Below are 24,564 nucleotides of genomic sequence, written 5' to 3' on the forward strand. Positions count from 1 at the left end.
TCAGGCCACCTTGGGAGTCGCCCGCACACCCAGGTGCACGTATCGCTCACCGGTGGGCAGCCGATAGAAGTAGACGGGGAACCACGTGTCGCTCTGCGGCATCCGTACGAGGAAAAGGTTGTCCTTGACGCCGACCAGCGGCAACTCGTGCACGGGCTCGGGACTGAGCTCGGCCAGCGGCCCAGTCTGAGTCATCCTGAGCGTCGGGCCTTCCAAGACCTCGAGCCGCGTGCTGGCCCGCTCGTAAGTGCCCAGGTGGGGCGTGATGTCGACCTCGACCGGGGGCGAGGGCGGGGTGAGCGGCCGCGGCATCGTCACCCCCGCGACCTCGGCGAAGATCTCGGCGAACAGGTCCTGATAGAGGTCGCGGGCGCCCTCACCGTTGGTCAGCAGCGTCACGGCCAGGTTCTGCTCGGGGAGCAGGCGCAGGAACGCCGACTGGCCGATGGTGTTGCCGTCGTGCCCGATCAGCCGGTGGCCGTCCCAGCCGAATCGGATCCAGCCCAGCCCCCACGAGTCGCCCAGCGTGTATTTCTCGGGCAGCTCGACCTGCTCCTCGGCCATGGCGGCGGCGCCGGCCGCGCTCAGCACGTCCCCGCCGGAGTCCAGGTGCATCTTGGCGAACGCCAGCAGGTCGGCCGCGGTCGAGTTGATCAGGCCGGCCGGGCCGAGCGCGCGCGGCAGCATCCACACGGGCGCGACCTGCGGGCCGGGCACGTGACCGGTGGCGGCCCGGTGCAGCAGCGCCTCCTCGGGCAGGGTGCCGGTGCGGCGCAGCCCGAGCGGGGTGCTGATCCTTTCCCGTACGGCGGCATCCCACGTGCCGCCCGTCAGCTTCTCGATCACGCGCCCGGCCAGCGAGAAGCCGGAGTTGCAGTACGACCAGGTGGCGCCGAGCGGATGGTTCTGGGCCACGTCCTTGAGCCCGCCGACGTACTTCTCGAGGCAGTCGTCGCCGCGGCCGGTGTCGGTGAAGACGTCGCCGTCGATGCCGCTGGTGTGCGTGAGCAGGTGCCGCATGGTCACCTTCGCTGCGACGCCGGAGTCGGCCAGGGTCAGCTCGGGCAGCACGTCGGCGATCGGCGCGTCCAGTTCGAGCTTGCCCTCGTCGACCAGCTGCTGCACGAGCGTGGCCGTCCAGACCTTGCTGATCGAGCCGATCTGGAACACCGACTCGGTGGTGGTCTCGACGCCCGTTTCGACATTGAGCACCCCGTACGCGGCCTCGACGAGCTCGTCGCCCCTCGCGATGCCCAGCACCGCGCCCGGCACGCCGTGCCGCTTGGCGAGCACGTCGAGCCGCCGCTGCCAGTGATTCTTATCAAGCGGCTTGCGACCCGTGCCCGTGTGCCGTTGCACCCACTCGGCGATCCGCCGGTTGAAGTCGAGCCGCTGCGACGGCGGCCCCTCGACGATCAGCAGGTGCGAGCCACCCGGATAGAGCACCAGCTCGGCCGGCACGCCACGCTCGCGCAGGGCGGTGTGCCACTGCTGGGCCTGGCCGACCGGGCAGCGCAGGTCCGAGTCGCCCTGGATGATCAGCGTCGGGGTGTTGACGTCGGCCACCCGGGTCAGCGGGGACATCGCGGCGTACCGCTCCGGCGTCTCCCACGGGCGCCCGCCGAGCTCGATGTCGGCCAGCAGGTGCCCGTCGTCCGAGGCGCCCGCCATGCTGACCAGGTCGCTGACCACACCGCCGGTGACGGCCGCGGCGAACCGGTCGTCGATCGCGGTCAGATAGCAGGTCATGAAGCCGCCGTAGCTGTACCCGGCCACCGCGAGCCGGGCCGGGTCGGCGATGCCGTCGGCGACGAGCTGGTCGAGCGGTTCGAGGAAGTCGCGGGCGTCGGCCGTGCCCCACCCGCCCAGCGCGGCCTTGAAGAACTTTTCGCCGTAGCCGTCGCTGGCCCGCGGGTTGAGCAGCAGCACGGTCCAGCCGTTGGCGGCCAGCTCCTGGTGATACAGGTGAACGTCGTCGGCGGCGCCGTTCCACGCGTTGTGCGGACCGCCGTGAATGTCGAGCAGCAGCGGCCCGGCGCCGGTGGTCTCCGGGTCGCGGATCAGCCAGCCCTGCACGACCGTGCCGTCTTCGATGGTGAACTCGCGCTCCTCGCGCACGAACAGCTCGACCTGGTTCTCGGTACGCCTGGTTTCTTCCCCGGTGCTCGCGTTCACGGTGACGATTTCCCCGTACGAGGTGGGGGTGGCCAGGACGATCGCGGCGGTGTCCCCGGCCGTCGACAACCCGGCCACCACCCGTCCGGCGCCGGCCACGATCGGGCGAGGCTCGCCGCCGTCCATGTCGACCGCGTACAAGTGCGAACAACCCTTGTCCCGTACGCAGAAAAGGGCCTCATTCTTGATGAACCGTGGCACTGCCCCGGGGTAGGCCGGACCGCCCGGCATCACGTTGCGATCAAGGCTCGCGGCCAGGTCGCGTACGGGTCCGCCGTCGAGCGGGACGAGGAGCAGGCGCGCGTGGCCGACCGGGGCGCCCGGGTAGCCGACGACCACCAGCGCGTCGCCCTGCGGCGTCCACACCGAGGGACCGGCCACGCCGTCGGCCAGGCCCACGACGTACGGGCGGGCCTTGGGGTCGGTGATGTCGAGGACGTGCAGGGGCGCGCGCCACACCAGGTCGGCGTCGGGGGCGGTGGCCGCGGCGAAGGCCAGCCGGGTCGAATCGGGCGACCAGGACGGGTCGCCGGCGTGCCAGTCCCCCTCGGTCACCTGGCGCAGCTCGCGGCTCTCCACGTCGAGCACGAACAGGTGCTTACGCAGGTCACGCAGCCAGCCCGCGCCGTCGGCCTGATAGTCGAGCCGCTCGGTGACGATCGGGTCGCTCGCTTCGGCCCCGGTCGTCGACACGGCCGCGGCGAAGGCGATCTTCGTGCCGTCCGGGCTCCACACCGGCGCCCCCGCCCCCGTGGGCAGGTCGGTCACCGGCTCGGCCTCACCCCCGGCGGTCGGCAGGAGCCAGACCTGGGGCTTGTCCCCTCGCAAGAACGCCAGCCGCGTGCCGTCGGGCGACCAGGCCGGCGAGGTGTCGGCCGGCCCACGCGTGAGCCGCCGCTTGCCTTCATCGTCGGCGAGCCAAATACCCCGCGTGACCCGATCTTCCTTCACGTCGTTGGCCCGCACCACGTACGCGACACGGCCGCCGTCCGGGCTCAGGGCAGGCTGCTCCGGCATAGTCACCGACACCAGGTCATCAATCCGCGCACGCCGTGCCATAACCGCTCCCCCTCGCCTCACGGGTCTTAGCGCGAAGCCTGCCCGCCCGGGGATGCCGTGTCATTGTGCGCGCCAACGAGTCAAAGCATCTCGACTCGTCCGCTCGCACCTAACTCGCTCTGTTGCCCGCACGCACGCAGCTTCCGCAGTCACCCGCGCGGCAGCCGATCGCTCGCCCGCAACTTCCGCAGTTACCCACTCGCATCTAATTCCCGCAGTTACCCGCCCAACGGCCGATTCGCGCGCACGGCAGCGTTTGGCGGCCGCGCGATTGTTCGCCGCACGAACACCGGCCGCCCCGGTCCGGTCCTGGACCGCCGCCGCACGATCACCGTTCGGTGGCCGTGAGCGGTGCCATGACCTGCCGAACCGCCGTTACTGCGTCCTAGGATACTAGCCTGGAGCTGTGCCGCCCCAAGCCCGAAGGGGACGGCACCAGATAACAACAAGCGTGCGTCCTGCGGCGGAAATCGCTGCGTGGGATCCGCAACGCTGCGAGGCGTGCCCGAGGTGGCGAGATGCGCGGGATGCACGAAGCTGCACCGGATGCGCAAGGGTGCTCAATGCGCGGGATGCACGAGGCTGCACAACAATGCGCGGGGCGCGCAAGGGCGCTCGGTATGCGCAAAGCTACGCGGGATGCACGAAGCTGCGCCAGATGCGCAAGGGTGCTCGGTGTGCACAAAGCTGCGCGACCTGCGCGGGATGCGCGAGGGCGCGGATGCACGAAACTGCACGAGAGTGCACGACACTGGGCGAAAGTGCACGAGGCTGCGCGGTGTCACGGAGCCGCGCCGGGGAGATGCGCGGCACCGGTCGATCGTGCGCGACGCGGGCGGCGTTGAGCGGGTCAGACGGAGAAGACGCGTAGTTGCAGCATGGCGCCGAAGCGGGCCTCAGGATCGGCGAGGTCGAGGTCGCCTACCTCGGCCAGGCGGCGCAAGCGATAACGGAACGTGTTGGGGTGTACGTGCAGGGCCGCGGCGGCGGCTACGGCGTCGCCGAAGGCGTCGAGCCAGGCGGCCAAGGTTTCGACCAGGTTGGCGTGGTGTTCGGCGTCGTAGGCGATCAGTTTGGCCAGCGGGCCGGTCGGGGTGTCGCCGCGGGCGGCGATCAGGTCGCGTAGTTCCAGGACCATCGCCTTGGTGTAGACGTCGCTGAGCCGGGCCACCCGCAGCCCGCAGTCGGAGCGCAGCACCCGCAGGGCACGGTCGGCGCTGGCCCGGGCGGCGGCCAGCTCGGCGACCGTGGCGGCGGGCGGGCCGACCCCGATCAGGGCGGGCACCCGGTCGCCGACCCGGTCCAGGAATTCGCTCGCGACCCGGGCGGCGCGTTCGGAGGTGGCCACCGGCAACAGCCCGTACGCGACGTCGCCGAGCAGGGCCACCGCGCTGCCGGCGTGTACTGCGCTCAGGTGCATGGCCAGCGCGTCGGTCAGGCGCTGGCGGTCGGCGGCCAGGCCGGAGCGGTCGGCCGTGCTCTCGGGGGCGGCCGGGGCCAGGGCGAGCACGATCAGGGGCTGGTCGGCCAGGCCGAGGCGGGCCAGGGCCTCGCGGGCGCCGGTGCCACCTTCGAGGGCGGTGCCGACCAGGTCCGTACGGAGGCGCCGTTCGACGTCGGCGCCGGCGCGCAGCCGCAGCATGTGCAGGGCGACCAGCTTGGCGGCGTCGCTGAAGGCGCGGGACCGGTCGGGGGTGAGCGGCTCGTGCACGGCGGCCCAGATCGAGCCGAGGAATTCGTCGCCGGCGCGGACGGCCACCGCGACGCGGGGCACCGAGAACTCGTCGGGGGCGGTCTCGGGCGGGGAGACGAACACCGGGTCGGCGCTGCGGTGCAGGTCGCGCAGCACGCCGGCCCGGGAGAGGATGCGGGCGAACCGTTCGGGCACCTGCCGGCCCAGGATGGTCTCGACCCGGGACGGGTCCGCCTCCTCCTGACGGCCCGAGAAGGCCAGCACCCGCGAATCCGGGTCCTCGATCGTGACCGGCGCGTCGACCAGCGCGGCGACGGCGTTGGCCAGCGCGAACAGGTCACCCGAGGGCAGCCCGCCGAGCATCTCGGGGCCGGCGTCGCCGACGTCGCCCTGGCTGAGCATCGACCGGAGCAGCGCGGCCAGCTGGGCCCAGGAGGCACCGCGGGTCAGGGCCAGCAGGGCCACCCCTGACTCCTCGGCGGCGGCGCGCAGCTCGTCGCCGCCGGGCACCGGGGCCCGTACGATCAGGCCGGCCGCACCTTGGGGGCCGAGCGCACGCAGCAGGGCCGCGATCTCGTCGGGCTCGCGCAGGCCGACCCCGAGCACGAGGGCGGGCGTGGGCAGATGCGGTTCGTCGTACGGGTCGTGGATGGCGATCCCGGCGATCGGCTCGGTGGACCGGGCCTCGCCGTGCACCAGGTCGAGCAGCGTGGCCCCGAGGTCGTCGAGGACTCGCCCGAGGCTGGCGCGCGGCAGCTGGCTCATGCCGCCTGAGCCTAGTGGCATGCGATCAATTTCCGAGGGGTGCGCCGGGGCGCGGAACGGCCTCGAGCAGTTCGCGCGTGTATTCGTGGCGCGGGTCGAGCAGCACCTGCTCGACCGGGCCGCACTCGACGATCCGGCCTTGGCGCATCACGGCGACGATGTCGCTGACGTAGCGCACCACGGCCAGGTTGTGCGAGATGAACAGCATCGTCAACCGCATCCGGCGCTGCAGTTCGCGGACGACGTTGAGCACCGTGCCCTGGATCGAGACGTCGAGGGCCGAGGTGATCTCGTCGGCCACGATCACCTCGGGCCGGCCGGCCAGGGCGCGGGCCAGCGCGACCCGCTGCCGCTGGCCGCCGGAGAGCTCGTCGGGGCGGGCGCCGGCCCGGTCCGCGGCCAGGCCGACCAGCTCCAGCAGGCGGCCCACCTCGGCCCGCCGGTCCACGCCGCGCGGCATCGGTTCGGCCACGGAGGCGCCGATGCTCATCCGCGGGTCGAGCGCGGAGTACGGATCCTGGAAGATCATCTGCAGCGGCCGGGTCTTGAGGGCCTGCACGGGCCGGCCGTCCAGCAGGATCCGGCCCGCCGTCAGCGGCGCCAAGCCGACCGCGGCCCGGGCCAGGGTCGACTTGCCCGACCCGGACTCGCCGACCAGCCCCACCACCTGCCCGGCCGGCACGACCAGGTTGACGCCGTCGACCGCGACCGTGCCGTGCCGGCGCGAGCCGAACCGCACGGTCACGTCCTCGAAGGTCAGCTCGCGCATCGCGGCGTCGCCCTCGCGCCGAAGTGCACGTACTTCTCGCCGGTGGGCAGCTCGTAGAAGGTGGCCGGCACCCAGTTGCCGGTCTCCGGGTCCTGGCAGACGAACAGGTCGGGCGCGACCGCGACCATCGGGTAGTCGGTCGGCTGCTCCTGCAGCAGCTCGGCCATCGCGCCGGTGATGCTCACCCGCATGACCGGACCGTTGGCGCCGACGCTGATCTCCTGCCGGATGCTCGCCCGCTCGTACACACCCACGTACGGGGTGGGGTCGACCTCGACGGGCGTGGACGGCGGCCCGAGCGGGTGCGGGACGGGCACGTCGACCAGCTCGGCGAAGATCTCGCGGTACAACTCCTCGTACAGCTTGGCGCCGTTGCCGCCGTTGGTCAGCAGCGCGACCGCGAAGCCGCGCCCGGGCAGGATGCGCAGGAACGCGGCCTGGCCGATCGTGTTGCCGTCGTGCCCGATCAGCCGGTGCCCGGCCCAGTCCGCGCGTTCCCAGCCCAGGCCCCACGAGTCGCCCAGCGTGTGCTTGTCGGGCAGCTCGACCTGATGCTCGGCCATGGCGGCGACGCTCGCCTCGCCCAGCACCCGCGCGCCGCCCGGCGAGACGCCGCCGTCCAGGTGCATCTTGGCGAATGTCAGCAGGTCGGCCACGGTCGAGATGATCGAGCCAGCCGGGCCCGCCGAGCGCGGGATGGCCCACACGGGCGCCACGGTCTGCTTGCCGTCGTGCGTGACGTGCCCGGCGGCGGCCCGGTGCAGCAGCGCCTCCTCGGGCAGGGTCACCGTCCGCGTCAGGCCGAGAGGAGCGACAAGCCTTTCCCGTACGGCGGCATCCCACGTGCCGCCCGTCAACTTCTCGATCACGCGCCCCGCCAGCGAGAACCCGGAGTTGCAGTACGACCAGGTCGCCTCGAGCGGATGGTTCTGAGCGGCGTCGGCCAGCCCCGCCACGTACTTCTCGAGGCAGTCGTCGCCGCGTCCGGTGTCGGTGAAGACGTCGCCGTCGATGCCGCTGGTGTGGGTCAGCAGATGCCGCATGGTGACCTTGGCCGTGACACCGGGGTCGCTCAGCCGCAGCTCGGGCAGCACGTCCACCAGCGGCGCGTCGAGCTGCAGCTTGCCCTCGTCGACCAGCTGCATGACCAGCGTGGTCGTCCACACCTTACTGATCGACCCGATCTGGAACAGCGAGTCGGTGGTGACGTCGACGCCGGTCCGCAGATTCAGGACCCCGTACGCGGCCTCGCCGATCTCGCCCTCGTGCAGGATGCCCAAGGTCGCGCCGGGCACGTCGTGCCGCTCCGCGATCTCGGCCAGGCGCCGGTTCCAGTGCTCGGTATCAATGGTCATTACCGTTCTCCTCCCAGGGAAGCGGCGGGCTCGTCGTCCGGCACCGCGGTCGATCCGTGGTCCAGCTCAGTCGTTCTGTTATCCGGGACCGCGGTTGCTCTGTTGTCCGGCACTGCGGCGGGGGCCAGGTCGGCGTGCCAGCAGGCGACCCGGCGCCCGCCGCCGTACCAGGCCAGCGGCGGGTCCTCCCGGCGGCACTGCTCGGTGGCGAGCGGGCACCGCGTGGCATACGGGCAGCCCGCGGGCAGGTCGTGCGGGTCCGGCGGCCGGCCCGGGATGACCGCCAGCGGGGCGTCCCGGTCGGTCGTCATGTCAGGGACGGCGGCCACCAACGCCCGCGTGTACGGGTGCCGCGCGTCGTGCAGCAGCGCCCCGGTGGGCAGATCCTCGACGACCCGACCGGCGTACATGACCAGCACCCGATCGCAGACCTGCCCGACCACCGTCACGTCGTGACTGATGAACAACAGCCCGACATCTTCGGCCGCGCGAATGTTCGCCAGCAACTGCAAGACTTGACGCTGCACGGTCACATCGAGCGCCGTGGTCGGCTCGTCGGCAATGATCAGCTTCGGGTTGGCCATCACGCCCATCCCGATCATCGCGCGCTGCCGCATCCCGCCGGAGAACTCGTGCGGCAACTGCTTGGCCCGCCGTTCGGCATCGGGAATCCGCACCGCGGCCAGCCGGTCGACGGCCCGCCGCCACGCCGTACGCCGATCCGCCCGCTGATGCTCGCGCACAACTTCGGCCAACTGCCGGCCCACCCGATGCGTGGGGTTGAGCGAAGTCATCGGATCCTGAAAGACCATGGCCAGCGAGGTCCCGAGCATCCGGCGCCGCTCACTCGCGCTCAGCCCACCGCCTGCACGCAACTGCTCGCCCCCGCGCGAACGAGCATCATCGCGCAGGTCGGTGCCGAGGAACTCCAGGCGGTCGGCCTGCGCGTGGCCGGGGCGTTCGATCAGTTGGGCGATGGCCAGGGCGGTCAGGCTCTTGCCCGAGCCGCTTTCGCCGACTATGCCGATTGCTTCGCCGGGGCGCATGGTGAGGCTCACCCCACGGACGGGGGTGACCTCGCCGGCCGCCGTGGGGAAAGCGACGCGCAGGTTGTCTACGGCCAGGAGCGGCTGGTTGGTGTCTTCGGTATCGGGATGTTCCGCTGGGAGCCGGTCCAGACCCGGGGTCGTACGGGTGCGCTCGTTCGTGCGGGTGCGTTTGTTGCGCGTTTGCTTGCTCGTGTGCGGTGTGCGGACGCCGATGGCTCGGGCTACGGCCTCGCCGGACAGGTTGAACGCCATCGCGGCGAGCACTACGGCGACACCGGCGGCCAGGGCTCCGGCTGGGTGCACATAGATCTGGGCCAGGCCCTCCCCCAGCAGCCGGCCCCAGTCGTAGCTGGGTGCCTGCACACCGAGGCCGAGGAACGACAGGCTGGCGAAGGACAGCAGCGCGCTGCCCAGCGCCATCGTGGCCGAGACCACCAGCGGCTCGGCGATGTTGGGCAGCACGTGGCGGACCAGGATGCGCAGGCGGCCGATGCCGGCTACGCGGGCGGCGGCGATGAAGTCCCGGCTGGAGATGCCGGCGGCCATCGTCTGGGTGAGGCGGGCGAAGCCGGGGGCGGTCGCGAAGCCGATCGCCAGCACGGCACCGCGCGCGCCGACGCCGAAGATGACGGCGAAGAACAGGGCGAGCAGCAGCGACGGGAACGCGACGGCGATGTTGATGAACGCGCTGATCCAGCGGCTGACCCAGCGACCGATCCAGTGGCCGGTCGAGCTGGCCAGCAGCACGGGTGCGGTGCCCAGCAGCAGGCCGGCGGTCACGCCGATCGCGGTGGCCAGCAGGGCCAGGCCGACCGACAGGCGGGTGGCGACCAGCACGCGGGCGAAGATGTCGCGGCCCAGCAGGTCGGTGCCGACCAGGTGCGCCGACGAGGGTCCCTGCAAGATCGCGGTGGAGTTGACGGCGTCGGCGCGGTCCTGCCAGATCAGCGGGGCCACGATCGCCAGCACCACCACCGCGAGCAGCAGGACGGCGGCGGTGATGCCGAGCGGGCTGTGCAGCGCGCCGGTCCAGCGCCGTCCGGCCCGCGCACGCGGCGGCGCGTCGGGCGAAGCCGGCGCGTTGAGCAAGGCCGGCTTATTGAGCGGCGCCACCGTGTCGAGCGGCGCCACCGTGTCGAGCGGGTCCGGCGTATTGAGCGAGGTCGGCGTCGAGGCGTCCGGAGACTTATCGGGCGAAGCCGGTGTCAGGTCGTCGGGGACGTTGCCGAGCGGGGCGGCCATCAGCTCTCCCGAATCGCCGAGCGGGGGTCGAGCAGGGCCAGCGCCAGGTCGACCACCAGGTTGATCAGCAGGACGCCGATGCCGTAGACGAGCACCACGCCCTGCACGGTCGGGTAGTCCTTGGCCAGGATGGACTGGACGATCGTGCCGCCCAGGCCGGGCCAGGCGAAGATGTTCTCGATCAGCACCGTGCCCGCGACCAGCGCGCCCAGCAGCAGGCCGCCGATGGTCAGGGTGGCGGTCAGCGCGTTGGGCAGGGCGTGCCGCAGGTAGACCGCCGTGGCGCGCAGGCGCTTGGCCCGGGCCGTACGGATGTAGTCGGTCTGCATCACGGCGAGCAGTTCCACGCGCACGATCCGCGCCAGTATGAAGGCCGGGCCGATCGCCAAGGACAAGACCGGGAGCACGTACGAGTCGGGGCCGGAGCGGCCGGCGACCGGGAACCAGCCGAGCTGGACGCTGAAGACGAACACCAGCCCGACCGCCATCAGGAACTCGGGGATGGTCGCGACGACGACCCCGGCCGAGGTGAGGAACCAGTCCCCGCCGCGGCGGCCGCCGTGCCGGGCCAGCACCGTCATCAGCGTGCCCAGCGGCACCGAGACGACGACGGCCACGGCGAACGCCAGCAGCGCCATCTCGACCGTGGAGCCGAGCCGGGCCGAGATCACCTCGCTCACCGGCAACCCGGAGGTCATGGAGACGCCCAGGTCGCCGGTCACGAGGTTGCCCAGGTAGTGCAGATATTGCAGCCAGAGCGGGTCGTTGAAGCCGAGCGCCTCGCGCCGCTGCTCGATCAGCGCGAGCGGGGCGGTCGGGCCCAGTGCCGCCCGGACGGGATCGCCGGGCAGCACGTGAATCATCAGGAACGCGGCGGTGACCAGCACCCAGACCGACACCACCAGCCGCGCGGCCCGGCGCAGGCCGAACCGTACCCACGGATTGTCGGCCAGGGTGACCGGCCGAGACGCCACGAGAGTCATGGTCAGCCCAGCATGCGGAGCGACGACGGGTCGACGTCACCCTCGGAGAGGTTGAACTCGGCCCCGTTGCCGATCGACGGCGCGTTGGAGTTGGCGAACGGCACCAGGTCCAGGTTCGATACCACCGCCTTCTCGGCCGCGGCCCATTGCGCGCAGCCGCTCTCGCCGGGCAGCTTCTGGGCCTCGGTCACCGCCGTCGTGTAGTCCTTGTTGTCGAAGGCGGCGAAGTTGGCCCCGTTCGGCGGCGTCGGCCCGGAGAGGAACGGCACGAGCTGGCTCGGCAGGGTCACGCCGATCGGGAACATCGCCACGTCCCAGGCCAGCTGCCCGGCGGCGATCTGCCCGACCTGCGTCGTGGTCACCGATTTCAGTTCCACCTGTACGCCCGCCGCCTGCCACTGCTGCTGCAGCAGCTCGGCCGCGGCCTGCGCGCCCGGGTTGCCGGTGGCGCCCCAGGCCACGACGAGCTTCTTGCCGGCGGCCCCGGTGGCGGCCAGGGCCGTCTTGCCTCCCGCGGCGTCGAAGGCGGGCACGTTGCCGCCCACCGTGTCGCCCTTGCAGGGAGTCAGTGCGGGCGCGACCAGGCCCGTCGCCGCGGTCCCGCGTCCGCTGGTGAAGACCTGCTGCATCTGGTTGAGGTCGAGCGACTGGATCAGCGCCTTGCGCACGGCCAGGTCGGCGGTGGGCAGCCCGGCCTTCTGGTTGAACCAGATCTCGCCGGTCGGGGCCAGCACGTCGCGCTTGAGGAACTGGTCACCCTGCAGCCGGGCGGTGTCGGGGCCGGTGAACCGGGCCACGTTGACCTCGCCCGAGAGCACCAGGTTGGCCGTGGTCGTCTCGTTGGCGATCACCCGGATCACCACCTTGTCGGGCAGGCCCACGGTGTCGGCCTTGTAGTCGCCCGGCCCCCACGCGTACTCCTTGCGCCGGGTCAGCGTGTAGTGGTCGTCCGGCACGGCCTCGGTCACCGTGTACGCCCCCGTGCCGTCGGACGCCTGCTTGAGCTTCGTCCGGTCGGCCATGCCCTTCTCGCAGACGATCGGCAGGCCGCCCAGGTTGCGCTCGAGGAACGCGTCGGGCGTCGGCGACGTCACGCTGACCGTGCCCGCGGCGTCGTCGGCGGTCGCCTTGGCCCCGGCCGGCACGTAGAGCCCGATCCGGGTCGACGAGTTCTTGGCGTCGCCCACGAACGAGATGTTCTTGGCCACCGTGGCCGCGGTCAGGGGCGTACCGTCCGCGCAGGTGATGCCCTTGCGCAGGGTGAACGTGGCCGTCGTGCTGGTGGACTCCCACTTCTCGGCCAGGCCGGGCAACGTTTTGCCGTCCGGCGCGAACCCGAGAAGCGTGTCGTAGAGGAATCGGTCGACCTGGCCGGTGACCGACAGGGACGTGAAATGAGGGTCGAGGTTGCCGGGGTCGCCCGCGACAGCCATCGTGAATGTCTTGCCGTTGACCGGCTGACGGCCGCTCGCGCCGCCCCCGCCGTCGTTACCGCAGGCGGCCGCGAGCACCACAGTGCCCAGCGCGGCCGCGTATCGCAAAGCCTTCATCGTGCCTCCACGTGCTGCGTGTCACAGCAGCCTGCCGAGCGCACGGGTCCCTTGTCTTTGGTGCCGCCGACAACATGACACCGGTCCAGTTGTCCTGCGGGACCACTCCGGTTAAGCCGCCGTTTCAGACCAGACGAGCAACAGCACGGACCACAGCCGTACGGCGGTGGGTCTGCTCGCCCCTGTCGGCCGACGCGGCGAACTCGGGGTTGAGCGAGTCCCACGACGCGGCCATCGACTGGATCAGGGTGAGCAGCTCGGCCGGGGTGAAATCACGGCTGACCCGGCCGTCGGCCTGCGCGGCGGCCAGGGCGGCCAGGCGGTCGTGGTTCGCCGTGTGCACCACCGCCAGGCCGGGACCGTGCGGGCGCTCGAGGCGATACCACATGGTCAGGCGCTGGGCGTGCGGGTGCTCGGCGAAGTAGTCGAACATGCGGCCCGCATAGCTCGGCAGATCCGCGGCGTCGAACCGTACGGCCTCGAGGGTCTCCTGCGCGCTGGCCGTGAACACGATGTCGAACAGGTCGTCCTTATTGCCGAAATACGTGTAGATGCGCTCCTTGCTGCTGGCCGCGCGTTCGGCCACGCGATCCATCCGGGCGCCGGCGATGCCGTAGTTCGCGAACTCGGCGGTGGCGGCGGCGAGGATGCGACGGCGGGCGTCCTCGGGGTTGCGTACGGGCATGGAACCGAGCTTACTATGGAACCAACCAACTAGTAGGTAGGTAACTCGCATGTCTCGAACCTGGTTCATCACCGGCAGCTCGCGGGGCCTCGGCCGGGAACTGACCGCCGCCGCCCTCGCCGCCGGGGACAACGTCGTGGCCACCGCCCGCCGGCCGGCCGAAGACTCCTCCGACCGCCTCTTCCCGGTGGCGCTCGACGTGACCGACCCGGCCGCCGTCACCGCCGCCGTGGACGCGGCCGTCGACCGGTTCGGCCGCATCGACGTGGTCGTCAACAACGCCGGCTACGCCAACTCGGGCTCCATCGAGGACACGCCGATGGACGACTTCCGGGCCCAGATGGAGGCCAACTTCTTCGGCGCGGTGCTGGTCACGCGGGCCGCCCTGCCGATCCTGCGGCGGCAGCGGTCCGGCCACTTCCTGCAGTTCTCGTCGATCGGCGGCCGGGTCGGCGGCACCGCGGGCAACGCGGCCTACCAGTCGGCCAAGCACGCCCTGGAAGGCTTCTCGAACGTGCTGCACACTGAGGTCGCGCCGCTCGGCATCAAGGTCACGATCGTCGAGCCCGGCCCGTTCCGTACGGGCTATGGCTCGTCGATGCGGTTCCACCCGGTGAGCCCGGACTATGAGCAGACGGTGGGCGCGGTGAACGACTTCCGCACGAAGACGGAGGGCACGTGGGCCGGTGACCCCGCGCGGGCCGCCCGCATCCTGGTCGACGTGGTCGGCAACCCGGACCCGCCGCTGCGACTGCTGCTGGGCGCGCAGGCGGTCGAGGTCGCGGCCCGGGCGTCGGCGGAACGGGCCGCGGAGGCCGAGAAATGGGCCGAGGTGAGCCGCTCAGCCGACTTTCCGAGCTAGGGAATCCTGGCGGCGGCGGGCGTCGCGCATCACCTTCGGGATCAGGGGCAGGGCCAGCCGGGGGAAGAGGTCGACGAAGCGCATCATCGGGGCCCGCCGCCGAGGCACGACCGTCACCGGGCGGGGCCGCTCGGTCAGACGGCCGACCACGCGGCCGATGTCGTCCGCGGTGAGCAGCGGCGCGGTGAACGAGGCGGCGGCCTCCGGGTTGCCGACGCGACCGCTCACCAGCGGGGTCCACACGCCGCTCGGGCAGACCGCGCACATGGTGATGCCCCGGTGGCCGCCGCGGCGCAGGTCGAACGCCGCGCTCAGCGTGTAGGCCATCGCCGCGTGCTTGCTGGCCGCATAGACCGCCTGGCCGGGCGTCGCGACGATGCCCGCCATCGAGACGATGTTGATCACTAGGCCGCGTCCGGCCGGGACCATGTGGGCCAGGGCCGCGTTGGTGCCGTTGATCGTGCCGGTCGCGTTGACGGCCATGACGTGCTCGTTGGCCGCGTCGTCGACCTCCCAGGCGTAGCCGGTGGCGAGCACGCCGGCATTGTTGACCCACAGGTCGAGCCGGCCGTGCTCGGCGACCACCGCATCGGCCAGCGCCCGGCACGCCCGTACGTCGGTGACGTCGAGCACCACCGTCTTCAGCCCCTCGCCGGCCGGTTCGGTGACGCCGGTGGCCCACACCGTGTATCCGCGTCGCGTCAGTTCCGCCGTGATGGCCCGGCCGAGCCCGCCGCCCGCCCCGGTGACTACTGCTGTTCTCGTCGAGTCCATGGCCGGACGCTAGGACCGCGCACTGGACGGACACTGAATCGCTGTCGTTTTCGTCCAAGACGGCGCGGTGATCGTTTTCTACGCTGGGGCCATGCGTGAAATTGTGTACACGGGGTTCATGTCGCTCGACGGTGTCATCGACTCCCCCGGCGGCGTGGTCGAGGGTCACCGCAGCGGCGGCTGGGTCTTTCAGGACCTCGAGTTCGTGCCGGAGGCGTGGACGATCAAGGGCGAGGAGCTCGCGGAGACGTCGGCCCTGATGTTCGGCGGCCGCAGCTACGAGGCGTTCGCCGCGGTCTGGCCCGGCTCGGCCGACCACGCCGACTACAAAGACCTTCCCAAGTACGTCGTGTCGAGCTCGCTGTCCGAGGACGCGCTGGTCGACGGCTGGGGCCCGCAGACGATCCTGCGCTCCACCGACGAGGTCGCCGAGCTCAAGAGGGGCGAGGGCGGCGCCATCTTCATCCACGGCAGCGCCGAACTGGCCCGGCGGCTCTCCGAGGCGGGCCTGATCGACCGCTATCACCTGCTGGTCTTCCCGGTGCTGCTGGGCGCGGGCAAGAGCCTGTTCAGCCGGGCGGACAACGACAAGCGCATGCTGACCCTGCGCTCCTCCGAGGCCTACAAGAACGGCATCCTCAAGCTGATCTACGACGTCAACTGACCCTCGAGGTTGAGCGAGATCGCGCCGCCGGCGCCCGCGCGCAGCTGTTTCGAGGTGCGGCCGACGTAGCGGCGCAGGGCGCGGGCCAGGTGCGGCTCGTCGAAGTAGCCGAGGCCGGTGACCACATCGGCCGCCGGGGTGCCCGCGGCCAGCAGCGTCGAGGCCTCGGTGACGCGTTCGATCTGGTGGACCGTGCCCCGGGTCAGGCCGGTGGCGGCGCGGAAGCGGCGTTCGAGGGTGCGCGGGGTGACGTCGGGCCGGCCGCCGCGGCGGACCTCGGTCACCAGCGGGTCGCGGACGACGGCGCCGGCGCGGACCAGCCGGTCGACCAGGGCCTCGGCGTCGTCGGGACCCGGGGTCTCCCAGCGGTCGCCGGCCAGCGAGAAGAACCGGCCGGTGGCGCCGGGCAAGTCGAGACCACCGTTGACCAGGGCCGGCGTGGGCATGATGCGCAGTGACGTGCCGACGGCGAACTGGATGCCGACGAACGTGGCGCCCTCGGGCACGGGCGCCGCGCTGGGGCCGGTCTCGGGGCCGGTGACCGCGGCGTACGAGCGGCCGTGCTGCTGCCAGAACACCAGGCCCCAGTGCACGCCCGCCACGGACGTCATCGCGCTGACCCGCTCACTCGTGCAGGTCCAAACCTCGCTGACCCACGGCGAATCCGACTCGCGCGTCCGGAATCGCAGGTGCATTCGCCGAAGCGTACGGGAAACGGTTCGCCTGACACACCGCTCGCGGCATTGCATCGATGTTTCCGAATGGTTGACAACGCTGTCACGCTCACGCAGGCTTTGGGAGCGCTCCCAGTCCCCCTATCCCCGAGGTGACCACGTGAACATGCGAAGAAGATGGCTGGCCGGACTCGCCGCCCTGGCCGCGGCGGCCGGGCTGGCGCTGACCGTCGCCACCCAGCCCGCGGCCGCGGCGACCGGCATCAAGGTCAGCGGCACCCAGATCCTCGAGGCCAACGGCAACCCGTTCGTCATGCGCGGCGTCAACCACGCGCACACCTGGTACGCCGACCGGTTCTCGTCGCTGGCCGACATCAAGGCCCTGGGCGCCAACACCGTACGGGTGGTGCTGAGCACCGGCGACCGGTGGACCCGCAACGACGCCGCCGACGTGTCCCGGGTGATCGCCGAGTGCAAGCGGCTCAAGCTGATCTGCGTGCTCGAGGCCCACGACACCACCGGCTACGGCGAGGACGCGGCGGCCACGACCCTGGCCAAGGCGACCGACTACTGGATCGGCATCGAGAGCGCGCTGGACGGGCAGGAGAACTACGTCGTCCTGAACATCGGCAACGAGCCGTACGGGAACCAGAACGCCACTGGCTGGATCAACGACACCAAGACCGCGATCAGCCGGCTGCGGGCCGCCGGGTTCGCGCACGCGCTGATGGTCGACGCGCCCAACTGGGGCCAGGACTGGCAGTTCATCATGCGCGACAACGCGGCCTCGGTGTTCGCCGCCGACCCGCAGCGCAACACGATCTTCAGCATCCACATGTACGGCGTGTTCGACACGGCGGCCGAGATCACCGACTACATCGGGCGGTTCCAGACGGCCGGGCTGCCGCTGGTGATCGGCGAGTTCGGCTTCAACCACTCGGACGGCAACCCCGACGAGGACACGATCCTGGCCACCGCCCAGGCCCGCGGCATCGGCTATCTGGGCTGGTCGTGGAGCGGCAACGGCGGCGGCGTCGAGTATCTCGACATGGTCACCGGCTTCAACCCGGCCCAGCTGACGACGTGGGGCACCCGGATCTTCAACGGCGCGAACGGCATCAAGGCCACGGCACGCGAGGCGACCATCTACGGCGGCACCACCCCGCCGACAACGCCGCCGACCACTCCCCCGACAACGCCTCCCACCACCCCGCCCGCGTCTGGCGCGTGCACGGCTACCTATGCGGTAACCGGTTCTTGGGGCAGCGGCTTCCAGGGCGCGGTGACCGTCACCGCCGGCTCGGCGGCGATCCGCGGCTGGACCGTCACGTGGACGTGGCCGAGCGGTCAGCAGTTCACCAACACCTGGAACGCGTCGGTGACCACCTCGGGCAGCGCGATCACCGCCCGCAACATGCCCTACAACGGCGCTCTGGCCGCGGGGGCGAACGCGACCTGGGGCTTCACCGCCTCGAGCACCGGCACCAACACGGCGCCCACCGCCGTGACCTGCGCCGCCGCCTGACGCACTCCATGGCCCCGTCAAGATCGCCCGACAGAGCGGCTTGATCGGATCGGGGTCCCGCGACACACGGCCGCTCCGGGCCCGGTCCAACCACCCGGAGCGGCCCCAGTGCAGGGGCACCGAGTGAAGCCGATGTGCTGTGATGGTCGTCTTGAGACCGGAAGATCCGGTACGCCCGGCCGAAGGAGACCACTGCAGATGTCCTCGGCGGCTCTTCTGGCGGAGCGGTTGTCGCGGGCGGGGATCGACGACGTCGTCACCGTCGAGCCGGTGAGCGGCGGGCTGGCCGCGCTCGCGGGGAGAGCTCTTCGCAGGAACGGGCCGCCGGTCTTCGTCAAAGCCTTCGCCGAAGCAACGGGCACCAGCGCTTTTGTCGCGGAGGCCGAAGGGCTGGCCGCCCTGCGTGAGCTCGGCGGGCTGGCGACACCCGACGTCCTGGTGGCGAACCACGAGGTGCTCGTGCTGTCGCTTTTGCGGCCGAGGCCGGCCACGGAATCCTTCTGGGAGCAGTTGGCCCACGCGCTGGCCCACCTGCACACGAACACGGTCCACCCCCGCTTCGGGTGGCACCGTGAAAACTGGCTGGGTCGCCGCCGGCAGGTCAATACGTGGTCCGACGACGGCTTCGCCTTCTTCGCCGAGCGCCGGCTGCTTCGCTGGCTCACCGAACCGCGCGTCGAGGCCGCACTCGAACCCGCCGACCGGCTCGCGCTGGAACGGTTGTGTGATCGGCTTCCCGACCTGCTGCCCGACCGGCCCGCCTGCCTGACGCACGGCGACCTGTGGACCCAGAACGTGCTGGCCACCACGGACGGGCGGCCGGCGCTGATCGACCCGGCGGTGTCATACGCCTGGGCCGAGGTGGACCTGGCGCACCTCTGGACGACGGTCCCGCCACCGGAGTCGCACCGGTTCTTCGACATCTATGCCGAACTCACCGGACTCGACGCCGAGTGGCGGGCCCGCATGCCGATCATCCAGCTGCGCCAGCATCTGGCGGTCGTGGCCCAGTTCGACGACGACTGGGGCGCCGCCGAGACGATCCGGGCCACGCTGGCGCCGTTCAGAGCGAGGGGACTCAATCCTTGACGGCCACCCCGCAGAACTGGTTGACGTCGACGTCGCCTGTTTCGGCGTCCGGGCGCCAGCGGTTGCACGGGACGACGCCGGGTTCGAGCAGGCGCAACCCGTCGAAGAAGCGGCCGATCTGCTCCGCGCTGCGATATTTGATCTTCGGGGTGCCGCGTTCGTTCCAGAAGTCGACGATGCGTTTGGCCTCGTCGGTGTTGATGTCGTCGCAGCCGTGCGCGACGACCAGGTAGCTGCCGGACGGCACGGCGTCGACCAGGGTGCGTACGGCGGCTAGGGCGGCCTCGTCGTCGCGCAGGAAGTGCAGGATGCCGAGCAGGGTGATCGCGACCGGCCGGCTGAAGTCGAGCGTGCCGGTGGCCGCGCGCAGGATCGCGGCGGGATCGTTGAGGTCGGCCTCGACGTATTCGGTCTTGCCCTCGGAGGTGCCGGCCAGCAGCGTCAGGGCGTGCACGAGCACGAGCGGATCGTTGTCGACGTAGACGACCCGCGTGTCCGGAGCGACGGCCTGCGCCACCTGGTGGGTGTTGTCGGCGGTCGGCAGCCCGGCCCCGATGTCGAGGATCTGCCGGATCCCGCCCTCGCCGACCAGATGCCGCACCGAACGGCGCAAGAACTTCCGATCCTCCTGGGCCAGCGTGACGATCGACGGCAGGATCCCGGCGATCACGTCCCCGGCCTCCCGATCGACGGGGAAGTTGTCGGTGCCGCCCAGCCAGTAGTTCCACAGCCTCGCCGAGTGCGGCGCGTTCGTGTTCAAACGCGGGTCCGTCACGCTCTCCCCCTGAGTCCACAGTGTCCGGACCTCACATGGTGGCACCGGCGAGCCCCGGCCGGAAGAAGCCGAGTGGATCGCCTGGTGATTGACCCCGCGATTGGCTACGTTGCCCTCACCGCGGCCGAATCTCACGGGGAGGAGTCGCAGCCGTGCGGCAGGAGCACAAGACCTTCCGGGCGATCGAGGTCGGCGACGGCGGCGACGGGCGGTGGAAGACGTACGCCCAAAGCCTGTGGCCGGAGATGGCGGGCCTGCTGACCGAGGAGGGCCGGACTCCGGAGGGCGCGGATCGGGTTCGGGCGCTGTTCCATGCGCACATGCCGGAACTGGTCCCGGTTCTCGACCGCCTGGCCGGCCAGCTCGACCGGCCCGAGGCGGAAGCCTTCCTCACCCACGCGGCACTGCGGCCGTTCTCCCAGGCGTGCACCCAGATCGCCCGGAACGGCACCCTGCTGCGCAACTATGACCTACGGCCCGATCAGTGCGAAGGGACCATCGCCTCCTCCCGCTACCTGCGCCCCGTGATCGGGATGCAGGACATGCTGTGGGGCCTGCTGGACGGGATGAACGACGCCGGTCTCGCGATCTCGCTCACCTGGGGCGGACGTTCCGCGTACGGACGTGGTTTCGCCATTCTCATCGTGGTGCGCTACCTGCTCGAGACGTGCGACACCGTCGACGAGGCGGTCGGCAGGCTGCGATCTCTCCCGATCGCCGTCCCCCAGAACCTCACCCTCGTCGATCCCACCAAGGCGGTGACAATGTTCGTGGGGCCGGACATGGCACCGACGCCGGCGCCGGATGCCTGCGCCGCCAATCACCAGCACCTGCCGGTGACCGACGAGCAGGAACGAACCCTGCGGACGCAGGAGCGGCTGCGCACCATCCGCGCCGCAGGCACGAACGTGGCGGCGATGCTGCAGCCGCCCCTCTACCGATCCGTCGACGAGCAGGGTTCGAGAACGCTCTATACAGCCCACTACCGGCCCGCCGACGGCCGCGTGACGTACTACTGGCCCGGCGACTCCTGGCACCAGTCCTTCACCGACTTCACCCCGGGATCCCGCACCGTGACCTTGGGCCGGCCCAGCTGAACGGAAGTCGATCGAACGCGGGCTACAGGGGCAGCCAGAGGGCTGCCACGTTCGGCGGCTCCCAGGTGACCAGCGACGTGTGGGCGATCCGGCATTCGTAGCGCTTGCCCTGGTAGGTGACGACCTGACCCCGGGCGTACGCCACCCCGGGCGCCCACGCGGTGCCGCTCGGTGCGGGCGTGGTCGGCTGCGTTGTGGGAGGCGTAGTCGTGGGGGGCGTGGCCGGGCGGGTCGTCGGGGGTGTCGTTGCGGGCGGGGTGGTCACCGTGCAGTCGCCGGCGATGGCGATCGTGTCGGTGTGGGTGGTGCCGGCCGCGCGGTAGGAGGAGATCGCGGCGGTGGCCTGGGCCGGGGTGAGGATCTGGTTCTTGGCGTGGAAGACGTAGTCGACGGACTGCTGCCAGACCGCGGTGGCCCCGGCGGCCCGGCCGGCCAGGTCGATGAACCACTGGTTGAAGTCGATCGACATGGCCTGGCGGGGGTAGACCTTGCCCGAGTGGTCGCCGACGAGCACGCCGTCGATGTAGTACTTCACGTGGCCGTCGCCCACCGTGGCCTGGACGTCGTGCCAGCCGGCGATGCTGCGGGCCTGCTGGCTGTGCTGGTTGTCGGCGTACCAGGGCTCGGGGACGTACGTGTACCAGCTCGTCTGATAGTTGATCGGCCCGGCCTCGCCCCAGCCGCCGTTGGGCAGATATTCCGAGAAGTCCAGCTCGGAGTAGGCCGGGTCCATCGGCGCGGCCAGCGGCGAGATCGTGTAGAAGGTCTGGTTGACGTGATCGCCGTCGGGGCCGCTGACCGGGGCGTCGGCGAACTTGACGCGGGCCAGGTAGGTGCCGGCCAGGAAGCGGCGCTGGCTCTGCGAGAACTCGGCGTGCGACGTACCGGCCGCTGTGCCGTTGGTAGTGGCGGTCAGTTGCGCGACCTTCTGACCGTCGACCGTGGGGAAGGTGACGTTGTCGGCGCGCCAGCCCGCGCCGGGGACGCCCGGGCCACCACTGGCGGTGCGGATGCTCCAGCCTCGTTGGGTGAGGGCGGGATCCGTACGGGAACTGTAGTTGAAGTCGTCGAAGAGCGCGCCGCACGCCGCGGCCGCGCTGCTGGACGAGGTCGCGGCGACGCCGAGTGCGACGGTGACGGAGGCGACGGTGGCGCCCAGGACGATCTTTCGGGTGCGGCCCATGGGGGTGGGGCCCTTCTACGTGGGGGAAAGTTGACCACTGGTAAAGAACCCCACGTCAACGGCGTACGTCAATATGCTTGGGTCGATTTAAGGCGTGGCACAGGTGACTCGGCCCGGATGAACCGGCAGAGTTGGCCCGATGAGGCGGACCGAGGTGCGCGAGCGGCTGCGCGAGATCGTCGGCACGGTCACCCCGGGTGAACCGCTCCCCTCCGAGCGTGACCTCAGCGTCCGGCTCGGCACGTCGCGCCCGACGCTACGCATCGCCATCGAGGAGCTGACCCGCGAGGGTCTGCTGGTGCGGCGCCACGGCCGCGGCACGTTCCGCAACCTCCGCAAGATCTCGCAGGAGGTGCCGTCGTCGGCCGACCTGCCCCCGGCCGAGGGCGATTGGCAAAGCGAATTGCTCGAGTACGCGGTGACGACGCCGGACGCGATGGTCCGCGCGCTACGCCTGCGGATCGTCGACGGCAGCCCGATGGCGCTGGAGGAGATCCGGGTGCCGCTGGCCGTCGCGCCGGGCCTGACCGAGGCCGACTTCACGGGCGACTCGCTCTATCAGCGGCTGCGCGACCACCACGGCGTCGTCCCGGCCGAGGCCGTGCAGACCACCGAGCCCACGCTGACCACGCCCGCCCAGTCCCGGCTGCTCGAGGTGCCGCCGCACTCCCCCGCGCTGCTGTTCGAGCGGACCACCCGCGACGCCGAGGGCCGGGTGATCGAGCATGCCCGCTCGGTCTATCGCGGCGACCGCTATCGCATCACCCAGCACCTGCGCTTCGGCCCCGAATCAGGCTGAGACCAGCTCCTCGCGAGCGGCATTACGCGAGCGGCCGCAGTTCGTGCACATCACGTAGTGGCGAGCCGGGCGGACCGGGAACAGCGGCACGAAGAACAGGCTGAACTTCGTCGTACGCCGTACGAGCGTCTGCGCCGCCATGGCCCCGCACACCTCGCAGTGCCCGGCCCGCGACCCGACGATCTTGTCTTTGCTGCGCAGTCCGAAGATGAAGAACACCCTGCCAACGGTACGTCAGCCGCGCTCGGGCTCCGGGACGGCGTGTTCGGCCGCCCGGCTCACCTTCTCCCAGCCGGCCCACGTGTCGAGGCGCCGCTGGGTGAGGTCGAACGCGACGTCGTAGACCATGCTGCCGAGCAGCAGGCGCAGCGGCGGCTCGTCGCTGTCGACCAGCTTGAGCAGCGCCTCGGCGGCCAGACGGGGCTCGCTGTCGACCGAGCCCTCGGCCCACTGCCGCTCGAGCTCGGCCCGCAGACCGGCGTAGTCGTCGCTCGGGGTAGTCGAGGTCATGTCGCGATAGAGGTCGGTCCAGTAGCCGCCGGGCTGGACGATGCTGACCTTGACCCCGAACGTCGCCGCCTCGAGGGCCAGCGCCTCGCTCATGCCCTCGAGGGCGAACTTGCTCGCACTGTAGAGGCCGGTGCTGGGGAAACCGCCGAGCGCCGCGATGCTGGAGACCTGCACGATGTGACCGGCGCCGCGGGCGCGCAGATGCGGCAGCGCGGCCTGACTGACCCACAACGCGCCGAAGAAGTTGACCTCGAACTGGGCCCGGGCCTGCTCCTCGGTGAACTCCTCGACCATGCCCATCGACATCGTGCCGGCGTTGTTGACCACGATGTCGAGCCCGCCGAAATGCTCGGCCGCCCGGTCGACGGCACTGTGGACCGCAGCGCGATCGGTCACGTCGAGCGTCAGCGGAAGTAGCCGGTCGTGATGGCGCTCGTTTGTGGTGATGTTGCGGGCGGCGGCGGCGACCCGGTCGCCCCTTTCGAGCGCGGCCTCGGCGAACGCCCGGCCCAGTCCGCGGCTGGCACCGGTGATGAACCACGTACGCATCTTGTGCTCCTCCCCAAGTGCGAGACGAGACGGTTCGTCTCGTCACCTCACTGTAGCGCGGATCAGGGAGGTGCGCCCACGTCGGTCAGACAGGATCAGTGAACGAGACCGGCTTGCCGGTGGCGCGGGCGTAGGCGATCTCCCGGCTCGTGGACTCGCCGACATATCCGCCCGGGTTGACGACCAGAACCCGGTCGGCCAGGTCGATCTTGCGCAGGTGGAGGGCGCCCAGCGCGGTCTTCTGCTCGTCGGTGATCGGCTCGTCCCCGCCGGTCGGGGCGACGCTCGGCGCGACGACGATGACCCCGGCCAGGGTGAGCGCCCGGTTCGCCGCGCTCAGTTCGTCCACGAAGCGAACGGAGCCGCAGATGCAGACGATCTCGGGCCGGTCGGGCACGTGTCAGTCCTCCATGGTCGAACGGGCAGCCGAGCGTGATGCCCCGCTGGTGGTAGTGAGTACTCACTTACCATGCTGAGCGTTTGGTCGATGAGCCGAGCGGCATGGTTGGACTGCCCGATGAGATGGCCGATGTGAGTACTCACTTACCTCGCTGGGCGTTGGCCGATGAACCGAGCGGCGTCGCTGGACTGCCCGACAAGTCGGCCGATGTGAGTACTCACTTACCTCGCAGGGGCGTTGACAGATGAACCGCGCCGCAACGCCGGACCACCCGACGAAACAGCTGTAGTGAGTACTCACTTACCTCGCTGGGCGTCGACTGATGAACCGCGCCGCAA

The 24,564-nt window shown here is 70.9% G+C and carries 21 protein-coding genes; 6 read left to right on the plus strand and 15 right to left on the minus strand.

Features of this window, described 5'->3' with window-relative positions; genetic code table 11:
* From JKJ07_RS01140 to JKJ07_RS01175, 8 genes are all read right to left on the minus strand, one after another.
* The gene (locus tag JKJ07_RS01140) at positions 1–3,234 is read right to left on the minus strand and encodes a serine hydrolase (protein ID WP_202989253.1); all 3,234 of its coding nucleotides are present in this window, start codon (positions 3,232–3,234) and stop codon (positions 1–3) included.
* 850 nt (positions 3,235–4,084) lie between these two features.
* Positions 4,085–5,692, minus strand: a complete 1,608-nt coding sequence (locus tag JKJ07_RS01145) for a PucR family transcriptional regulator (RefSeq protein WP_236028153.1) — start codon at positions 5,690–5,692, stop codon at positions 4,085–4,087.
* 25 nt (positions 5,693–5,717) lie between these two features.
* Positions 5,718–6,461 (minus strand): ABC transporter ATP-binding protein, encoded by a 744-nt coding sequence (locus tag JKJ07_RS01150; protein WP_202989255.1) that lies wholly within the window; start codon positions 6,459–6,461, stop codon positions 5,718–5,720.
* Positions 6,449–7,816: a serine hydrolase domain-containing protein gene (locus JKJ07_RS01155; RefSeq protein WP_202989256.1), complete on the minus strand. Its 1,368-nt coding sequence runs from the start codon at positions 7,814–7,816 to the stop codon at positions 6,449–6,451. The genes JKJ07_RS01150 and JKJ07_RS01155 overlap by 13 nt, the downstream gene beginning before the upstream one ends.
* Entirely contained in the window at positions 7,816–10,107 is a 2,292-nt protein-coding gene (locus JKJ07_RS01160) for a dipeptide/oligopeptide/nickel ABC transporter permease/ATP-binding protein (RefSeq protein ID WP_202989257.1), read from the minus strand. The genes JKJ07_RS01155 and JKJ07_RS01160 overlap by 1 nt, the downstream gene beginning before the upstream one ends.
* Positions 10,107–11,081 carry an ABC transporter permease gene (locus JKJ07_RS01165; protein ID WP_307834083.1) on the minus strand — a complete coding sequence of 325 codons (975 nt, stop codon included), beginning with the start codon at positions 11,079–11,081 and terminating at the stop codon, positions 10,107–10,109. The genes JKJ07_RS01160 and JKJ07_RS01165 overlap by 1 nt, the downstream gene beginning before the upstream one ends.
* A gap of 11 nt (positions 11,082–11,092) precedes the next feature.
* Positions 11,093–12,640, minus strand: a complete 1,548-nt coding sequence (locus tag JKJ07_RS01170) for an ABC transporter substrate-binding protein (RefSeq protein WP_202989259.1) — start codon at positions 12,638–12,640, stop codon at positions 11,093–11,095.
* Positions 12,641–12,764: 124 nt separating this feature from the next.
* Positions 12,765–13,325 (minus strand): TetR/AcrR family transcriptional regulator, encoded by a 561-nt coding sequence (locus JKJ07_RS01175; RefSeq protein ID WP_202989260.1) that lies wholly within the window; start codon positions 13,323–13,325, stop codon positions 12,765–12,767.
* A gap of 49 nt (positions 13,326–13,374) precedes the next feature.
* Between JKJ07_RS01175 and JKJ07_RS01180 the strand changes: the two genes are divergently transcribed.
* On the plus strand, positions 13,375–14,187 hold the full coding sequence (locus tag JKJ07_RS01180) for an SDR family NAD(P)-dependent oxidoreductase (RefSeq protein WP_202989261.1): 813 nt from the start codon (positions 13,375–13,377) through the stop codon (positions 14,185–14,187).
* On the opposite strand, the gene JKJ07_RS01185 is transcribed toward JKJ07_RS01180, so the two are convergent.
* The gene (locus JKJ07_RS01185) at positions 14,167–14,961 is read right to left on the minus strand and encodes an SDR family NAD(P)-dependent oxidoreductase (protein WP_202989262.1); all 795 of its coding nucleotides are present in this window, start codon (positions 14,959–14,961) and stop codon (positions 14,167–14,169) included. The genes JKJ07_RS01180 and JKJ07_RS01185 overlap by 21 nt on opposite strands.
* A 91-nt stretch (positions 14,962–15,052) precedes the next feature.
* Here JKJ07_RS01185 and JKJ07_RS01190 point away from each other — a divergent pair, with 91 nt between their 5' ends.
* A complete protein-coding gene (locus JKJ07_RS01190) occupies positions 15,053–15,625 on the plus strand; it encodes a dihydrofolate reductase family protein (RefSeq protein ID WP_202989263.1) in 573 nt (190 codons plus the stop codon).
* Here the strand turns inward: JKJ07_RS01190 and JKJ07_RS01195 are convergent.
* Entirely contained in the window at positions 15,610–16,320 is a 711-nt protein-coding gene (locus JKJ07_RS01195) for a helix-turn-helix domain-containing protein (protein ID WP_202989264.1), read from the minus strand. The genes JKJ07_RS01190 and JKJ07_RS01195 overlap by 16 nt on opposite strands.
* A 145-nt stretch (positions 16,321–16,465) precedes the next feature.
* Here JKJ07_RS01195 and JKJ07_RS01200 point away from each other — a divergent pair, with 145 nt between their 5' ends.
* Both JKJ07_RS01200 and JKJ07_RS01205 read left to right on the plus strand, forming a co-directional pair.
* Positions 16,466–17,824, plus strand: a complete 1,359-nt coding sequence (locus tag JKJ07_RS01200; RefSeq protein WP_202989265.1) for a cellulase family glycosylhydrolase — start codon at positions 16,466–16,468, stop codon at positions 17,822–17,824.
* A gap of 198 nt (positions 17,825–18,022) precedes the next feature.
* Entirely contained in the window at positions 18,023–18,913 is an 891-nt protein-coding gene (locus JKJ07_RS01205; RefSeq protein ID WP_202989266.1) for a fructosamine kinase family protein, read from the plus strand.
* Here the strand turns inward: JKJ07_RS01205 and JKJ07_RS01210 are convergent.
* The gene (locus tag JKJ07_RS01210; RefSeq protein ID WP_202989267.1) at positions 18,903–19,688 is read right to left on the minus strand and encodes an SAM-dependent methyltransferase; all 786 of its coding nucleotides are present in this window, start codon (positions 19,686–19,688) and stop codon (positions 18,903–18,905) included. The genes JKJ07_RS01205 and JKJ07_RS01210 overlap by 11 nt on opposite strands.
* A 152-nt stretch (positions 19,689–19,840) precedes the next feature.
* Here JKJ07_RS01210 and JKJ07_RS01215 point away from each other — a divergent pair, with 152 nt between their 5' ends.
* A complete protein-coding gene (locus tag JKJ07_RS01215; RefSeq protein WP_202989268.1) occupies positions 19,841–20,785 on the plus strand; it encodes a C45 family autoproteolytic acyltransferase/hydrolase in 945 nt (314 codons plus the stop codon).
* Positions 20,786–20,807: 22 nt separating this feature from the next.
* On the opposite strand, the gene JKJ07_RS01220 is transcribed toward JKJ07_RS01215, so the two are convergent.
* The gene (locus JKJ07_RS01220; RefSeq protein WP_202989269.1) at positions 20,808–21,968 is read right to left on the minus strand and encodes a carbohydrate-binding protein; all 1,161 of its coding nucleotides are present in this window, start codon (positions 21,966–21,968) and stop codon (positions 20,808–20,810) included.
* A 139-nt stretch (positions 21,969–22,107) separates the two neighbouring features.
* On the opposite strand from JKJ07_RS01220, the gene JKJ07_RS01225 reads away from it, so the two are divergent.
* Entirely contained in the window at positions 22,108–22,767 is a 660-nt protein-coding gene (locus tag JKJ07_RS01225; RefSeq protein WP_202989270.1) for a GntR family transcriptional regulator, read from the plus strand.
* Here JKJ07_RS01225 and JKJ07_RS01230 read toward each other — a convergent pair.
* From JKJ07_RS01230 to JKJ07_RS01240, 3 genes are all read right to left on the minus strand, one after another.
* Positions 22,759–22,986 (minus strand): zinc-ribbon domain-containing protein, encoded by a 228-nt coding sequence (locus tag JKJ07_RS01230; protein ID WP_202989271.1) that lies wholly within the window; start codon positions 22,984–22,986, stop codon positions 22,759–22,761. The genes JKJ07_RS01225 and JKJ07_RS01230 overlap by 9 nt on opposite strands.
* Positions 22,987–23,001: 15 nt before the next feature.
* Positions 23,002–23,826 carry an SDR family oxidoreductase gene (locus JKJ07_RS01235; protein ID WP_202989272.1) on the minus strand — a complete coding sequence of 275 codons (825 nt, stop codon included), beginning with the start codon at positions 23,824–23,826 and terminating at the stop codon, positions 23,002–23,004.
* 85 nt (positions 23,827–23,911) lie between these two features.
* Positions 23,912–24,223 (minus strand): hypothetical protein, encoded by a 312-nt coding sequence (locus JKJ07_RS01240; protein WP_202989273.1) that lies wholly within the window; start codon positions 24,221–24,223, stop codon positions 23,912–23,914.
* Positions 24,224–24,564 lie beyond the last annotated feature (341 nt).

The sequence above is a fragment of the Paractinoplanes lichenicola genome (genome assembly GCF_016785085.1).
GTDB lineage: Bacteria > Actinomycetota > Actinomycetes > Mycobacteriales > Micromonosporaceae > Actinoplanes > Actinoplanes lichenicola.

Coding starts and splice junctions, on each gene's coding strand:
- JKJ07_RS01190 (WP_202989263.1), top strand. CDS start 15,053: ATGCGTGAAATTGTGTACACGGGGTTCATGTCGCTCGACGGTGTCATC.
- JKJ07_RS01140 (WP_202989253.1), bottom strand. CDS start 3,234: ATGGCACGGCGTGCGCGGATTGATGACCTGGTGTCGGTGACTATGCCG.
- JKJ07_RS01170 (WP_202989259.1), bottom strand. CDS start 12,640: ATGAAGGCTTTGCGATACGCGGCCGCGCTGGGCACTGTGGTGCTCGCG.
- JKJ07_RS01160 (WP_202989257.1), bottom strand. CDS start 10,107: ATGGCCGCCCCGCTCGGCAACGTCCCCGACGACCTGACACCGGCTTCG.
- JKJ07_RS01200 (WP_202989265.1), top strand. CDS start 16,466: ATGCGAAGAAGATGGCTGGCCGGACTCGCCGCCCTGGCCGCGGCGGCC.
- JKJ07_RS01185 (WP_202989262.1), bottom strand. CDS start 14,961: ATGGACTCGACGAGAACAGCAGTAGTCACCGGGGCGGGCGGCGGGCTC.
- JKJ07_RS01145 (WP_236028153.1), bottom strand. CDS start 5,692: ATGAGCCAGCTGCCGCGCGCCAGCCTCGGGCGAGTCCTCGACGACCTC.
- JKJ07_RS01175 (WP_202989260.1), bottom strand. CDS start 13,325: ATGCCCGTACGCAACCCCGAGGACGCCCGCCGTCGCATCCTCGCCGCC.
- JKJ07_RS01155 (WP_202989256.1), bottom strand. CDS start 7,816: ATGACCATTGATACCGAGCACTGGAACCGGCGCCTGGCCGAGATCGCG.
- JKJ07_RS01205 (WP_202989266.1), top strand. CDS start 18,023: ATGTCCTCGGCGGCTCTTCTGGCGGAGCGGTTGTCGCGGGCGGGGATC.
- JKJ07_RS01195 (WP_202989264.1), bottom strand. CDS start 16,320: ATGCACCTGCGATTCCGGACGCGCGAGTCGGATTCGCCGTGGGTCAGC.
- JKJ07_RS01180 (WP_202989261.1), top strand. CDS start 13,375: ATGTCTCGAACCTGGTTCATCACCGGCAGCTCGCGGGGCCTCGGCCGG.
- JKJ07_RS01235 (WP_202989272.1), bottom strand. CDS start 23,826: ATGCGTACGTGGTTCATCACCGGTGCCAGCCGCGGACTGGGCCGGGCG.
- JKJ07_RS01225 (WP_202989270.1), top strand. CDS start 22,108: ATGAGGCGGACCGAGGTGCGCGAGCGGCTGCGCGAGATCGTCGGCACG.
- JKJ07_RS01150 (WP_202989255.1), bottom strand. CDS start 6,461: ATGCGCGAGCTGACCTTCGAGGACGTGACCGTGCGGTTCGGCTCGCGC.
- JKJ07_RS01220 (WP_202989269.1), bottom strand. CDS start 21,968: ATGGGCCGCACCCGAAAGATCGTCCTGGGCGCCACCGTCGCCTCCGTC.